The 13,597-nt window shown below is 63.8% G+C and carries 12 protein-coding genes and 1 tRNA gene; 6 read left to right on the top strand and 7 right to left on the bottom strand.

The annotated features are described in order from the left end of the window. Positions 1 to 56 precede the first annotated feature (56 nt). Together C3E99_RS14730 and C3E99_RS14725 are read right to left on the bottom strand one after the other, a co-directional pair. A complete protein-coding gene (locus C3E99_RS14730; RefSeq protein ID WP_067186242.1) occupies positions 57 to 431 on the bottom strand; it encodes an ArsR/SmtB family transcription factor in 375 nt (124 codons plus the stop codon). Further along, complete coding sequence (locus C3E99_RS14725) at positions 428 to 1,084, bottom strand: peroxiredoxin (RefSeq protein ID WP_199775119.1); 657 nt, start codon at positions 1,082 to 1,084, stop codon at positions 428 to 430. Before C3E99_RS14725 ends, C3E99_RS14730 begins: the two co-directional genes overlap by 4 nt. 178 nt (positions 1,085 to 1,262) lie before the next feature. On the opposite strand from C3E99_RS14725, the gene C3E99_RS14720 reads away from it, so the two are divergent. Beyond that, complete coding sequence (locus tag C3E99_RS14720; RefSeq protein WP_067187187.1) at positions 1,263 to 3,077, top strand: DUF885 domain-containing protein; 1,815 nt, start codon at positions 1,263 to 1,265, stop codon at positions 3,075 to 3,077. Positions 3,078 to 3,134: 57 nt separating this feature from the next. On the opposite strand, the gene C3E99_RS14715 is transcribed toward C3E99_RS14720, so the two are convergent. From C3E99_RS14715 to C3E99_RS14705, 3 genes are all read right to left on the bottom strand, one after another. Then, a complete protein-coding gene (locus C3E99_RS14715; protein ID WP_067186239.1) occupies positions 3,135 to 3,566 on the bottom strand; it encodes a DUF2497 domain-containing protein in 432 nt (143 codons plus the stop codon). A gap of 165 nt (positions 3,567 to 3,731) precedes the next feature. Beyond that, the gene (locus C3E99_RS14710) at positions 3,732 to 5,210 is read right to left on the bottom strand and encodes a TolC family outer membrane protein (protein ID WP_234002496.1); all 1,479 of its coding nucleotides are present in this window, start codon (positions 5,208 to 5,210) and stop codon (positions 3,732 to 3,734) included. Between the two features lie 50 nt (positions 5,211 to 5,260). After that, on the bottom strand, positions 5,261 to 5,923 hold the full coding sequence (locus C3E99_RS14705; RefSeq protein WP_067186235.1) for a protein-L-isoaspartate O-methyltransferase family protein: 663 nt from the start codon (positions 5,921 to 5,923) through the stop codon (positions 5,261 to 5,263). Positions 5,924 to 6,169: 246 nt separating this feature from the next. Here C3E99_RS14705 and C3E99_RS14700 point away from each other — a divergent pair. From C3E99_RS14700 to C3E99_RS14680, 5 genes are all read left to right on the top strand, one after another. Continuing rightward, positions 6,170 to 6,243 (top strand) — tRNA-Cys (locus C3E99_RS14700). A gap of 166 nt (positions 6,244 to 6,409) precedes the next feature. Next, a complete protein-coding gene (locus C3E99_RS14695) occupies positions 6,410 to 7,591 on the top strand; it encodes a tyrosine-type recombinase/integrase (protein ID WP_104960010.1) in 1,182 nt (393 codons plus the stop codon). Beyond that, positions 7,588 to 8,655, top strand: a complete 1,068-nt coding sequence (locus C3E99_RS14690) for a hypothetical protein (RefSeq protein WP_234002495.1) — start codon at positions 7,588 to 7,590, stop codon at positions 8,653 to 8,655. The genes C3E99_RS14695 and C3E99_RS14690 overlap by 4 nt, the downstream gene beginning before the upstream one ends. Before the next feature lie 18 nt (positions 8,656 to 8,673). Continuing rightward, entirely contained in the window at positions 8,674 to 10,911 is a 2,238-nt protein-coding gene (locus C3E99_RS14685) for an ATP-binding protein (protein ID WP_104960009.1), read from the top strand. A gap of 109 nt (positions 10,912 to 11,020) precedes the next feature. Continuing rightward, positions 11,021 to 12,604 carry an ISL3 family transposase gene (locus C3E99_RS14680; protein WP_104960008.1) on the top strand — a complete coding sequence of 528 codons (1,584 nt, stop codon included), beginning with the start codon at positions 11,021 to 11,023 and terminating at the stop codon, positions 12,602 to 12,604. Positions 12,605 to 12,658: 54 nt separating this feature from the next. Here the strand turns inward: C3E99_RS14680 and C3E99_RS14675 are convergent, their stop codons facing one another. Then, positions 12,659 to 13,210: an IS3 family transposase gene (locus C3E99_RS14675; RefSeq protein WP_104960007.1), complete on the bottom strand. Its 552-nt coding sequence runs from the start codon at positions 13,208 to 13,210 to the stop codon at positions 12,659 to 12,661. A gap of 1 nt (position 13,211) precedes the next feature. Next, the gene (locus tag C3E99_RS14670; RefSeq protein ID WP_104960006.1) at positions 13,212 to 13,562 is read right to left on the bottom strand and encodes a transposase; all 351 of its coding nucleotides are present in this window, start codon (positions 13,560 to 13,562) and stop codon (positions 13,212 to 13,214) included. Positions 13,563 to 13,597 lie beyond the last annotated feature (35 nt).

The raw sequence follows: 13,597 nt of genomic DNA, 5'->3' as shown, positions 1-13,597 counted from the left end.
GCCAAACAGGTTCAGGGTGACGAGAAGATCCGCCGCTATCCGAATCCCCACAAACCTCAAACCATCTTGGCGAAGCTGGCTGCCGAACTCCGCACGCGCGATCGTGCGCCCGCCTGCTCCGGCCCGGGCGCTTCGTGCGGAGAGGTTGACAGGGCGCGGAGCAATTTTGCCGTGCCTTGCAGCGTTTCGGGGACGAGGCTGTAGAAAACGAGCTTCGCGTCGCGGCGCGTCCGCACCAGCTCCGCCTTTCGCAGAATCGCAAGCTGCTGCGACAGGCCCGGCTGGCCGATGCCGGTCAGGGCTTCCAGTTCGCCCACCGACGTTTCGCCTCTTTCGAGCAGCGTGTGCACCAGCTTGAGCCGCACGTCATGCGCAAGCGCCTTCAGGAGCGTCGCGATCGTACCGAGTTCGGTCTCCGTGAAGCGCGTCACCGGCTTGCCTTTCCATCGCTGTCGGCCCGCGTCTGGTGGAACCAGCAGGGCCCTTCCGCCGCATTGAGCGCCGACGCCTGGTCCTGGCAGGGCGGCAGCAGCACGTCGTCGCCCGGGCGCCAGCCTTCGGGCGTCACGACATTGTCGCGGTCGACCCGTTGCAGCGCGGCGACGACGCGCAGCAGTTCCTCGACCGACCGTCCGACGGTGGCGGGATAGCAGATGCGGCAGCGGACGACGCCGTCCGGGTCGATGAAGAAAGTCGCGCGCAGCGTCGCCGCGTCGATCGCGTCCGCCGCGATCATCCCATAGGCGCGGCCGATCACCATCGACGGATCCTCGACGATCGGAAAGCCGACCGTCACGCCGAAATGGTCGCGGATCGCACGGATCCAGCCCAGATGCGCATAAAGGCTGTCGACCGATATCGCGACGAGCGCGCAGTTCAGTGCATCGAACCGATCGACGGCGCGCGAGAGGGCGACGAATTCGCTGGTGCACACCGGCGTGAAGTCGCCCGGATGCGAGAACAGCAGCACCCAGCGGCCGCGATAGTCGGACAGGCGCAATTCGCCCATCGTCGTGCGCGCCTGAAAATCGGGCGCGACCTCACCGATCCGAAGCGGCCTGGAACTCAGGCCGGGGTCGTCCATGCTCGCGCTCAATATCGGCTCCCGTCAGGTTGAAGAGTGAAGGAACGACCTACACGCTTACACCATCATGATAAACGACGAAGCCAGCGCACGCGACGGAACTGCCGCCAAATTCGACGAGCGGCAATTGCGCCGGGCCGAAGCGCGGTTACAAGCGATACCATTCGATCAGGAGAATATGATGCGTCTGGCCCTTGCTCTGTTGCTGTTCCCCGCGCTGCCGTTCGGCCCCGCGATCGCCCCCGCGCTGGCGCAGGTGGCGCCGGCGGGCACCCAGGACGAAGCGCTGCTTGAATTTCTCGACCGCGCCTATGACGAGCGGGTGAAGCTGAGTCCCGAGGAGCAGACGCGGCTGGGGTTCAAGACCGACTATGAGCGGCTCGACGATTATACCGATGCCGCCGCGGTGCGCGAACAGGCACTGGCCGAGCGACAGCTTCAGGACCTGCACGCCCGCTTCCGGCCTGAACAACTCGGCGAGCGCGCCCGGGTCAGCTACCGGCTGTTCGAATATGAGGTCGAACGCGGCCGCGAATCGGCCCGGTTCCGCAAACTGCGGTTCCCGGTCACGACGAATGGCAGCCCGGCGGGCCAGATTCCCGTGCTGCTCATCAACAACCACAAGATCGACAGCGTCGCGGACGCCGAAGCCTATATCGCCCGCCTGCGCGATACAGAGCGCGTGATGCGCGAGGTCGCGGCGTCGATGCGCGAGCAGGCCGCGGCGGGAATCGTGCCGAACAAGGTCAATTTCGCGCCCGCGCGCGCCGATGCGCGCAAGGTCATCACCGGCGCGCCCTTCGATGGCGGCGCCGATTCGACGCTGATGGCGGATTTCCGCAAGAAGGTGACCGCGCTCGACGCGCCGGCCGCGGCGAAGGACAAGCTGTTGCAGGAAGCCGGCGCCGCGCTGACTGGGCCGTTCCAACGCGGCTACGACGCGCTGATCGCGGCGCTCGACGAGATCGAGCCGCAATCGAAGGGCAATTTCGGTGTGTGGAGCCTGCCCGATGGCGAGGCCTATTACGCCGACCGACTGAAGCGTTCGACGACCACCGACCTCACCGCCGACCAGATTCACGGGCTGGGCCTCGCGCAGGTGGCGGCGATCCGGCAGGAGATGGAGGCGATCAAGCGCGAAGTCGGCTTCGACGGCACGCTCGAGCAGTTCTTCGACCACATCCGCACCGACCCCCAGTTCAAATATCCGAACAGCGAGGCCGGCCGCGAAGCGTATCTGCACGATGCGCGCGGGGTGATCGCCGCGGCGATGGCGGCGGCACCGCGCTATTTCTCCGTCCTGCCCAAGGCGGCGCTGGAGGTGCGCGCGGTGGAGAAGTGGCGCGAGGCGACCGCGTCGACCGCTTTCTACAATTCGCCGTCCGCCGACGGTTCGCGTCCCGGCATCTATTACGTCAACCTGATCGACATGAACCAGACGCAGAAGGTGCAGGTTGCCGCCATCGCCGCGCACGAAGGCGCGCCGGGGCATCATTTCCAGATCGCGCGCCAGCAGGAACTGGCGGGACTGCCCAAATTCCGCCGGTTCGGCGGCTATGGCGCCTATATGGAAGGCTGGGGACTCTATTCGGAGCGGCTGGCGAACGAGATGGGGCTGTACAAGGACCCCTATGACCGCTTCGGGATGCTGTCGCTGCAGGTATGGCGCGCGATCCGGCTGGTGCTCGATACCGGCATCCATTCCAAGCGCTGGACCCGCGAGCAGGCCATCGAATATTTCCGGTCGAACAGTTCGGTGTCGGATACCGACATCGCGCGCGAGGTCGACCGCTATTTCAACTGGCCGGGACAGGCGACGAGCTACATGGTCGGCCAGCTCAAGATCGCCGAACTGCGCGCGCGCGCTGAACGCGAACTCGGTCCCCGCTTCGATATCCGCGAATTTCACGAGGCGGTGCTGGGCGAAGGCGCATTGCCGCTTGACCTGCTGGAAGATCAAGTGGAGCGGTATATCGCAGCTAAGCGCTCCTGAGAGCGGGCGGACGAGGTCGCGTCCGCCTTCGCTTTCCCAGCGTTCGGAGAAGACCGCCTAGAGCCGGTGGCCGGTGATCCGGCTGATCTCCTTTGCGACCATCGTCTCGACGATCGCCGGCAAGTTGGCGTCGAGCCAGTCCTTCAGCATCGGGCGGAGCGTGTCGATCACCACCTCTTCCATCGTGCGGCCGCCGGTCGGCGGTGCGGGCGATGTGGCCGTGCCGGGCGCGACGGCGGCGGTCAGCGCGTCGAGCGACTGGCGCGCGGCATCGGCGCTGGCGGCCGACACGAGTTCCTCGCCGCCCGGCGCCGCTGTCGCGGCATCCTGAGGCGCGTCCACCGCTGCTTCTTCCTCCTGCAGGTCGAGGATGTCGTCGGCCGGGGTGCGCGTGGCGCGCGCCGTGCCCGGCGCCTCGTCACGGGCGATGACGCGCCGGATCGACGACAAGATATCTTCCATCGACGGCTCTCGCGACAGATCGCCCATCCTTGCCCCCTTCGGTGAACCCGCGCGGCGGGCGTTAACCACGATCATAAAGGTCCGGGGCGGGGCTTGCCAAGCCCCAGATTGCGGATTTCACGCCCGGCGCCCCGGATTTGCGTTTTGCCGCGTTTTCGGGGTCGTCGGCCGTTTTCGCCCTGCTGGAACGCCCTATTGGTGCGGCAGGTTGCTGGCGTCGGCCGGGACGCCGGCATCGGCGGCGGGCACCGCGCGCGTATCGGTCGCCTGCTGCTGCGGCGCGGGATCGTCGGCCCAATCCCAGATCTGGCCGCGCACGCGCTCGTAATTGACCGCCGGATCGTAGAGCGGGCCGCCCTCGATCCCCAGGTCGCGCGCCTCGGCCTTGCCCATCGCCGCGAGGACCGAGAAGGCCGCGACATAGCTGTTGCGCCGCGCCGAGACGAGCTGGACCTGCGCGTTCAGATATTCCTGCTCGGCATTCAATATGTCGAGGATCGAGCGGGTGCCGACGCTGTTCTCGGCGCGAACCCCTTCCAGCGACAGCGCGTTGGCACCGACCGCCTGCTCGGTCGCGGCGATGACGCGCTCGTTCGCCTGCCATGCGGCATAGGCGCCGCGCGTCTGCGCGATCACGTCGCGCTCGGTCGCGACATAGGTCTCGATCGCCTGGCTCGTGCGCGCCTGCGCCTGACGGACCTGCGCCGACGGCCGCCCGCCCTGGAACAGCGGCAGCGTCAGCGTGACGCCGGCGGCGGCGCTGGTCTGGCTCTGCGACACGCCGACGCCGGGAACGCCGCTCGACGCCGAGCCGAGGAAATTGGTGTAATTGCCGCTGACGGTGCCGTCGAGCTTGGGCATGCGCGAGGCGCGCGCGACGCCGATGTCGGCGCGCGCGGCGTGGACGAGCTGGTCCGCCGCGTCGATGTCGGGATTGTCCCGCAGCGCGATCGTGACCGCGTCCTCGGCGCTGGCGGGCAGGCCGGGCAGCGGCGGCGGCGGCTGGAGGTCGACCGGCGCCTCGCCGACGAGGCGGATATAGGTTTCGCGGCTGGCGATCAGATTCGCCTCGGCGCTGCGCAGGTCGCCCTCGGCGAGCGCGAGTCGCGCCTGCGACTGGGCGACGTCGGTGCGCGTCAGGTCGCCGATCTCGAACCGGTCGCTGGTCGCCTGCAAATTGGTGCGGAGCACCGACACATTCTTTTGATTGAGCTGGACGATCGCGGTGTCGCGGATCACGTCCATATAGGCGCCGACGACCTGCGCGAAGACGCTCGCCTCGGTCGCGCGCAGGTCCGCCTGCCCGGCCTCGACGCGATATTGTGCGGCGCGCACCGCGTTGCGCACCGCGCCGCCCTGATAGATGGGGACAGAAAGCCGGCCGCCGGCGTCGATCAGCCGCGTCGGTGAGGAAAAGCTGTTGCCGGGCTTCACCAGATTTTCGCTATAATCGCCCTGCGCGCCAAGCGACGGCAGGCCCTGGCTCCGCTGGATCGGGACATTCTCGTCGTTCGCCCGCTGTCCGGCGCGCGCGGCGGTCAGCGTCGGGTTGTTCTCATAGGCCTTGGCGAGCGCGCCCTGCAGCGTCTCGGCGGCGGCCGGCGTCGCGGTCAGCAGGAACGCCCCGGCGGCGATGCCGGCAAGCCAATATCCCCGGCGAACGGGTTTCATGTCGGAGTCGTGCATCCTGTTGCCAGCCTGAACCAGAGGGAAGGGGAGAATCAGAAGCGGAAGCCCCGGGGCGCCGCGAATCCCGGCAGCGGCGCGACGTCCATGTCGGCAAATGGGCGCAGCGCCAGCGTGCCGTCGGTCTTGATGCCCTGCACCAGCCGCGTAACCGTGCCGTCGCGCCGTGCTGCGACCAGACGGCCGCGCCGTGCGAGCTGGCCGACCAGCGTGTCGGGCAACTGCTCGATCGCGCCGTCGATGATGATGCGATCGAAGGGCGCGGCGTCGGGCGCGCCGGCGGTGAGGGGCCCCTCGATCCAGCGGATGTCGGTGTCGGCCGCGGCGGCGCGGGCGACCGCGATCAGCTCTGGCGATTCCTCGACCGCATGAACCTTGGCGCCCAGCATGGCGAGCAGCCGCGCCACATAGCCGGTCGCGCCGCCGATCAGCAGCACCTTCTGCCCCGGCTGGATATCGGCGGCGACGAGCATCCGTCCGGTGACGAGCGGCGGGTTAAGCATCCGGTCGCCGCCGAGCGCGATCGCACGGTCGATATAGGCGACGCTCGCCAACTGCGCGGGCACATGCGCCTCGCGCGGGACGGCCCCCATCGCTGCGACGATGGCGGGATCGATGACATCGCTGGTGCGAAGCTGGCTGTCGACCATCGCCGCCCGCATCGCCGCCGCGCTCAATTCGCTGTATTTGGTTGCCATCAGCCGGTTTCCGATTCTGCTGTTTCGTTCGTTTCCGCCGGGAGCTTCTAGCCCATGCCGCGCTGTATTGCAATGATAATACAGCAACGAAGTCCGGCTGCCGCCGCGCATAGCCGTCCGGACGCCCTGCGCCAAGCCTCGTCGCGGCCGAAGCGGCGGCGTGCTACCGAAAATTGCGCAACAAGCGGATTGCCAGTGCGCGACGAAATCGCTAGGGGCGCTTCTCCACGCATTTTGAGCGCCTGAGGCCCGATGGCGGAGTGGTGACGCAGCGGACTGCAAATCCGTATACGCCGGTTCGATTCCGGCTCGGGCCTCCAGAATCCTGTCAGCAGAAGCGTGCTGATGGTTGAAAAAACCTTAGATTTCAGCTAGTTTATGGGCATTCGCTGATCGTCGGCGATTGCCTCTGTTTGCCTGTAAATGTGGCTGATGGGGGCAAGATTGGGGGCCTCGCAAGGCCCCCCACAGAAGCGAGGCCCCCAAATGGCGCTGACCGACACCGCAGTCCGCAAAGCGAAGCCCAAGAGCAAGCCCTACAAGATCACGGACGCGCAAGGGCTTTACCTGCTGGTCAATCCGAGCGGTAGCAAACTCTGGCGCGTCAAATATCGGATCAACGGCGTGGAGCGAAAGCTGGCTTTGGGGTCGTATCCCGAAATCACGCTGGCGGAGGCGCGTTCGGCGCGTGATGCGGCCCGAAGGCAACTTGCCCATGCGATTGATCCTAACGCCGCCAAGCGTCAGGCGCGTATTGAGGCGAGCATCCGCGCCAACAACAGTTTCGCCAGCGTGGCCGAGGAACTGATTGAGAAGAAAACGCGGGAGGGGTTGGCAGAGCCGACGCTGAAAAAGATGCGGTGGTTCGTGAAGCTGCTCGGCAGCGATTTCGGCAAGCGCCCCATCGCGGAAATCACGCCGCAGGAACTGTTGCACGAACTGCGTAAGCATGAACGGCGGGGCCGGTTGGAAACGGCGAATCTTCTCCGGGCGTTCGCCAGCCGAGTGTTTCGCTATGGGGTAGCGACAGCGCGGGCCGAGCGCGATCCGGCCCAACTGCTGATAGGCGCGCTGACGACAGCGAGGGTCAAGCATTTCCCCGCAATCACCGATCCGGTGGCTTTCGGGGCATTGCTCCGCGCGATTGAGGATTATCAGGGCGATCCCGCCGTCATGTATGCCTTGAAACTCACGCCCCACGTTTTCCAGCGTCCCGGCGAAATCCGGCATATGGAATGGACGGAGGTGGATTTTGAAAAGGCGGTCTGGATCATCCCGGAAGGGAAAATGAAGATGCGCCAGCCCCATTCGGTGCCGCTATCGCGGCAGTCGCTCGCGATCCTCGCCGATATGCGCTCCCTGTCCGGCTCCGGGCTTTATGTGTTCCCGTCGGTCAGGACGCGCGAAAGGCCGCTCAGCGAGAATACGATCAACGCCGCCTTGCGCCGCATGGGCTTTCCCAAGGACCAGATGACCGCTCACGGTTTCCGCACGTCCGCATCTTCGCTTTTGAACGAATCAGGCAAATGGAACCCCGACGCCATCGAGCGCGCGCTTGCGCATACCTGCAACATTCCTTCTGGTTCCTGCCCAACGTCTCCGCTTGTCACGCTATGGCGAATTTGCTGGCCGAGAAGCATAATGTATTCTGGCACGATTACACCATGATCGTGTCGGCAGGTGCCACGGCGGGCATCGGTCTGGACGCATTGCCGCCCGTCCGGCAGGCGGTCGGTAGCGGCTTTGACACCAAGACCATCACCCTGTCATGCGGCAAGCTGACCACCGGCGTCACCGTGGCGCAATGGTCGTCCATCCTGATGCTGCGCAACCTCAAATCCCCCGAAACCTATTTTCAGGCGGCGTTCCGGGTGCAATCGCCCTGGTCGATCAAGAACCCCAACGGCGATAACCCGAACGAGGAAGAAATCCTCAAACCCGTTTGTTTCGTGTTCGACTTCGCGCCGACGCGGGCTTTGCGACAGTTGTCCGAATATGGCATTGGCCTGTCACCCGGCGAGGCGAACCCCGAAAACGCCGTGCGTGAGCTTGTCTCGTTCCTGCCAGTTCTCGCCTATGACGGCGCGAACATGACCCAGATTGACGCGGGCGGCATCCTCGACATTGCGATGGCCGGAACGTCGGCCACGCTGCTAGCCCGCAAATGGGAATCCGCACTGCTGGTCAATGTCGATAACGACACCTTGCGCCGAGTGCTGGACAACCCCGAGGCGATGGCGGCGGTGGAGCGCATCGAGGGCTGGCGCTCCCTTGGCGACAACATCATCGAAACCATCATCAACAAGTCAGAGGTCGTCAAAGACCTGAAGGACAAGGCCAAGGCCAATGGCGGAGAATTGTCGGCGAAGGATAAGAAGGAGCTGACGGAGGAGGAGAAGGAATACAAGTCCAAGCGCAAGCTGGTTCAGGAAAAACTGATTAAGTTCGCTACCCGCATCCCAGCCTTTATGTATCTGACAGACTTTCGCGAAAACACGCTACAGGATGTAATCACCAAGCTGGAGCCGGACTTGTTCCATTCCGTCACTGGCCTCACCGTTGCCGACTTCCATCTTCTGGTGCGGCTAAAGGTGTTCAACACCGAGCGGATGAACGAAGCCGTCTTTGCCTTCCGGCGCTACGAGGACGCATCCTTGAGATACACGGGCATCGAGAGCCACGAGGGGCTGACCCATTACGGCCTCTACGACACGGTTGTGGCGAAGGAATAAAGGGGATCGGGGGGCGACATGACTTCTGACGCCAGAATCCGCGCGGTCCTTCTTGTCGTCTATCTGGCGATACTGATGGCGGTCCAGGCACAGTTTATCAGCACCGGCCTTGCTCTTGATAATAAGGCGATATGGCTGGTGAGCGGAATCATCAGCCTTCTCTTTGGCAGCAGGCTCATCAACCCGCACTTCACGCCGCCAGCGGATTCACTAACCAACGCCGTTGCCGCGTTGCTCGCAATCCTGCCAGCCGTGCCCGTCATCGTGAGTTGGACGCCCGATGCCTGGGTGCTGGGCTTTGCTGTTGGCCTGTTCGCCCTTGTGTCTGTCACGTCCTTGCTGGTCCTGATCTTCCGGCCTTCGCAGGGGATCGAACCGGGCCTGGTCTGGCGTCTGTGCGAACGGGCGGTGAAGGGGCTTGGCAGTCCCAACATTGTCTTCACCGCCCTTATCATCGTGGCTGTCTGGTTATTCCACCGTGACCAGCCTGTTGAGGTATTCGCTATCCTGACCACGCTTGCGGTCATCGCGATCATCCGACCGCTCGAATCCATCGTGGACTACGTCGCTTCGTTCTGGAACCGCAAAGCGCCCCTGCGCCGCGAGGACATCGTAGGGACGGTGGCAGCCCACCAATCGCCCGGCATCGTCCTTGTCCGGCAGATCGAACCCAAGACAGTAACACGTGGCACCCCAATGGTCGTTGCCGACCAACACGGCCCCGAACAGCTTGGCGTCGCCCTCAACTACGTCGGGCGCGATGAAGGGAACCTGTTGCGTGTCCTGACCGCGCCGCTGCCAAAATTGCTGGCATCTTACGCCGACCAGCTTCCCGCGAAATCTCAGGACGCCATCGCGCTTTCGATCACGGTGCCCGAGGAAGCAGCCGCGCAAATTCCTTCGCTGCAATGGATCGGTCGCCTTTGCGGTATCGTCGATAGCGACACCAGCACTGAATATATGCAATTCGAGGTCATTAACGACTCCGGCCTCGCCGAAGGCAGCCTCATCGAAGCCCGCATCGGCGACGAGCGGCGTGTCATCTATCAGGTCGTTGACGGCCTGACGCGCGAAGAAATCGTGCAGCAGAAAAACAAATACGGCTATGCGCGGGCCAAGGCGCGCAAGATCGGATCGTGGGATGCCGACGCGCGGAGGTTCAGTCCCGTGCCGTGGATGCCGCGCATCAATGCTCCGGTGTTCATGCTCGACAACGAAGAGGCCGCGCCGGATGACGATTGCGTGGGACATTTCCCATCCACCCCATACGGCGTGCGGCTCGACCCGTCCGAGTGCGTCACGCACAACACTGCGATCCTCGGCATCCTTGGTGTCGGCAAGAGCTATCTGTCTATCGAGTTGGTCGAGCGCATGATCGCGCGGGGCATCAAGGTTCTCTGTCTCGACCTGACCAATCAGTACGAACAGCTATTGGCTGACTTTCTTGATCCCGCCCATGAGCAGCGCATACGCGATGCTCTGGTTGCCTCTGGGCAGGGTGGGGCGGCGCATCAGAACCGCGAGCAGGGCGGCTCCCGAAACGCCTTCAAGCGCGCCGTCCTCAATCAAATGCGGCAGTTCATGGCCGCCGATGATGACCATTATCTGTGGGTGCTCAATCCCGCGCAGTTCCGCGTGACCAAGCAGGTGTCCGGCATGTTTCAGGGCAATGCCGACCTGGCCCACCTGACCGCCGCCGAGATCACCGCGATCTTTTCTAACGCGGCGCTTTATGTCTGTCAGGAGATGGGCATGACCGACACAGCCCGGCTTTGCCTGATTTATGAGGAAGCTCATACGCTTGTGCCTGAATGGAACTCGGTCGCCGCTGAAGGCGACCGCATGGCTACGGCGACAAGCGCACGCGCCATCCTGCAAGGCCGCAAATACGGCCTTGGCTGTCTTCTCATCACGCAGCGCACGGCCAATGTGACCAAGACGATCCTCAACCAGTGCAACACGATATTCGCCATGCGGACCTTCGATGACACAGGCAAGGAGTTCCTTGGCAACTACATCGGCTCCGATTACGCCAAAGTCCTGCCTTCGCTGCAACCGCGCCATGCAGTGATCTTCGGCAAGGCGTCGTCCTGCGAAAACCCTGTCCTGATCCGGTTGAACGACCAAGCCGCTTTCCGGGAGCGGTTCAGGCCCACAAATCCGCCTCGCCAGCCACAGCCTGCACCGGCGGAGGATGCCGTAGCTCCTGCCGCCGAAGCGGTAGCAGCCGACGATGGCGCTGCGCCCGAAGTCTGAGCTATCGGGCAGATTAGGGACGTGTCAAACGGCGTTCAAAAGGGGCTCTGACTCACTTTTGGTGCAGGCGGGATGATAATGGCGAGATTTTCCGCAGGAGGATATCGTCATGGGAGACAGCGCGCTTCGCGATGCCATCGCGCCGACAGGACTGGTGATCGAGAAGGTCGAGAACGTCAGAAGTCAGCTCCAGATCACCGCGCGGTCGCTATCTCGGACGTCTATCTGCCCAGGATGTGATCGCCCATCGGCCCGTGTGCATAGTCGATATCACCGCACCCTTGCCGATTTGCCAGCTCATGGCCGTCCGGTTCGGATCAGCCTTGTGGCCCGCCGCTTTCGCTGCGCCACGTCGCGCTGCCGCACACGCATTTTCGTCGAACGTTTTCGAGCAGATGTCGCAGCGACATTTTCCCGGCGTACGGCCCGCCTCGATTCCATCGTGCATCACCTCGGGCTGGCGCTGGGCGGGCGTCCGGCGGCCAGCCTGGCTCGCCGGCTACTAATGCCTGTCAGCAAGGATACATTGCTGCGCACCGTCCGCCGCCGTTTCGACAAGACGCAGGTGAAGCCGACGATCGTCGGCATCGACGACTGGGCATGGAAGCGCGGGCAGCGATATGGAACGATCGTCTGCGATCTGGAACGTCGGCGGGTTATCGACCTTCTTCCTGATCGCAGTGTTTCCACAGTCGAAGCCTGGCTCAAGAAAAGACCGGAGATCACTATTATCGCACGCGATCGCGGTGGCGGTTACCGTCATGCCGCTGCCCGCGCCTTGCCACACGCCAGACAGGTTGCGGATCGTTGGCACTTGATGGAGAATGCCAGCCAGGCATTCCTCGACGCCGTCCGTAAATCCATGCGCGCCATTCGCCACGCGCTGCAGCGGGCTGAACCTGACCCGCACCTTCTCACCCGCGCTGAGCGGCTTCAATATGAAGGCTTCAAGCGGCGTCAGAACGCCGACGACATGATCCGCACGCTGCTCCTGAAGGGCACGTCAATCAAGGCGATCGTTCGCGCAACTGGCTATGCCCGCAAGACTGTGCGGCAAGTTGCGCGCGGCGGACGATCTGATATTTTCCGTACGCGTATCGGCTCTCTCGACCCCTGGCTGGTGACGCTGGACGCTGAATGGCATGGCGGTTGCCACAATGGGGCCGAGCTTTGGCGGCGCCTCAAAGGGCGCGGCTTCCAAGGTGGCTTGCGTGTCGTGACCGAATGGGCGACCCGGCGTCGACGCGACGAAGCTGCGCCCGGTCGCGGGCCACGCGCCGTTCCATCGGCGCGGGTGGTTGCCCGGCTCATGACGGCGGCGCGCGATCAGCTCTCGATATCGGAAGCCAGGCTTGTGACCATGATCGAAGACGCCGTCCCGGCGCTCGTCTCCGTTCGCAATCTTGCCGAGCGTTTCCATCGGATGATCAGGCAACAAACCGACTGCGACCTCGCCACGTGGATCGAAGAAGCCCGCGAAACGCCGTTCCGTTCGTTCGCCAATGGGCTCAGCGACGACTGGGATGCTGTAAGAGCCGCCATCACCGACCCTTGGTCCAACGGACAAACGGAAGGACAAATCACCAAGCTAAAGCTCGTCAAACGGCAAATGTACGGACGCGCAAAGCTCGACCTTCTTCGAGCGCGACTCATGCCACCCTGCGATCAGCCCGCTTATCTGCACCAAAAGTGAGTCAGAGCCCAAAAGGGACCCCCTATTGGAGTGGGCCCCTTGGGCCGGACAGGGTCACGCAGCTGATTTGACCATGGGCCGGGAGTGTTGCTGCTCGAACTGCGCGGGGCTGACATAGCCGAGCGCGGAATGTAATCTGCGTTGATTATAGATGTCGTCGATGAACCTGGGAAGCTGGCCGGCGACATCATCGAAGGTTTCGAACGCCATGGGGTAAACCGCCTCGACCTTGAGTGTCTTCATGAAGCTTTCCGCCTTGGCATTGTCATAGGGGTTGCCCCGCCGGCTCATCGAGCCGATCAGCCCATGATCGGCAAGCATCGCTCGATAGATGCGGGATGCGTATTGCGATCCACGGTCAGAATGATGCACGCATCCTGATCGCGGGCGCCGTCGTTCGATCGCCACCTTCAGCGCCGCCATGGCGAGCCGCGCATCGATCGACCTTCCGATCGCATATCCGACCACGCGGCGCGACCAGGCGTCGAGGATGATCGCGACATAGGCAAAGCCGCCAATGATGGCGACGTAGGTCAGGTCCGCTACCCAGAGCTGATCGGGACCATCAAGAATCATGTCCTTTGAGCGATCCGGAAAGACCGGCAGGTCATGATCGCTGTCGGTGGTCGCGGTATCTCGCCGGGCCGGTGATCACGGATGTATCGACGCTTCTCGGCCGCGGTGCGTCGCGCAGAGCCCCCTTTAAAAACTCCAGTTCCAGCGCCTGTTTGCCGACAAGGCGTTCGAGTGCGGCAATCCGCGCCTCATATTCCTGGATCAGATCCGCCGCCCGCGCATCGTCATCGAGAGCACCGGCCTCATACTTCTCCACCCAGATGCGGATCAACTGCCGGGAAATATCGTGCCGCTTGGCAAGGGCGTGAAGCGTCTCGCCGCTCAGAAACTCCTGCGCGACCTGACGCTTGAACTCGACGCTATGGGATCGGTGTCTTGCCATGGGCTCTTCTCCAAAAGCCCGGCCAACCGGTCAAT

It is taken from the genome of Sphingopyxis sp. MG (genome assembly GCF_002953155.1).
Lineage (GTDB): Bacteria > Pseudomonadota > Alphaproteobacteria > Sphingomonadales > Sphingomonadaceae > Sphingopyxis > Sphingopyxis granuli.
The sequence above is the reverse complement of the archived record's forward strand: the minus strand, read 5'-3'. Positions and strand labels throughout refer to the sequence as shown.

Coding starts and splice junctions, on each gene's coding strand:
- C3E99_RS14670 (WP_104960006.1), bottom strand. CDS start 13,562: ATGGCAAGACACCGATCCCATAGCGTCGAGTTCAAGCGTCAGGTCGCG.
- C3E99_RS14720 (WP_067187187.1), top strand. CDS start 1,263: ATGATGCGTCTGGCCCTTGCTCTGTTGCTGTTCCCCGCGCTGCCGTTC.
- C3E99_RS14685 (WP_104960009.1), top strand. CDS start 8,674: ATGACTTCTGACGCCAGAATCCGCGCGGTCCTTCTTGTCGTCTATCTG.
- C3E99_RS14695 (WP_104960010.1), top strand. CDS start 6,410: ATGGCGCTGACCGACACCGCAGTCCGCAAAGCGAAGCCCAAGAGCAAG.
- C3E99_RS14725 (WP_199775119.1), bottom strand. CDS start 1,084: ATGGACGACCCCGGCCTGAGTTCCAGGCCGCTTCGGATCGGTGAGGTC.
- C3E99_RS14690 (WP_234002495.1), top strand. CDS start 7,588: ATGATCGTGTCGGCAGGTGCCACGGCGGGCATCGGTCTGGACGCATTG.
- C3E99_RS14715 (WP_067186239.1), bottom strand. CDS start 3,566: ATGGGCGATCTGTCGCGAGAGCCGTCGATGGAAGATATCTTGTCGTCG.
- C3E99_RS14680 (WP_104960008.1), top strand. CDS start 11,021: ATGGGAGACAGCGCGCTTCGCGATGCCATCGCGCCGACAGGACTGGTG.
- C3E99_RS14705 (WP_067186235.1), bottom strand. CDS start 5,923: ATGGCAACCAAATACAGCGAATTGAGCGCGGCGGCGATGCGGGCGGCG.
- C3E99_RS14710 (WP_234002496.1), bottom strand. CDS start 5,210: ATGAAACCCGTTCGCCGGGGATATTGGCTTGCCGGCATCGCCGCCGGG.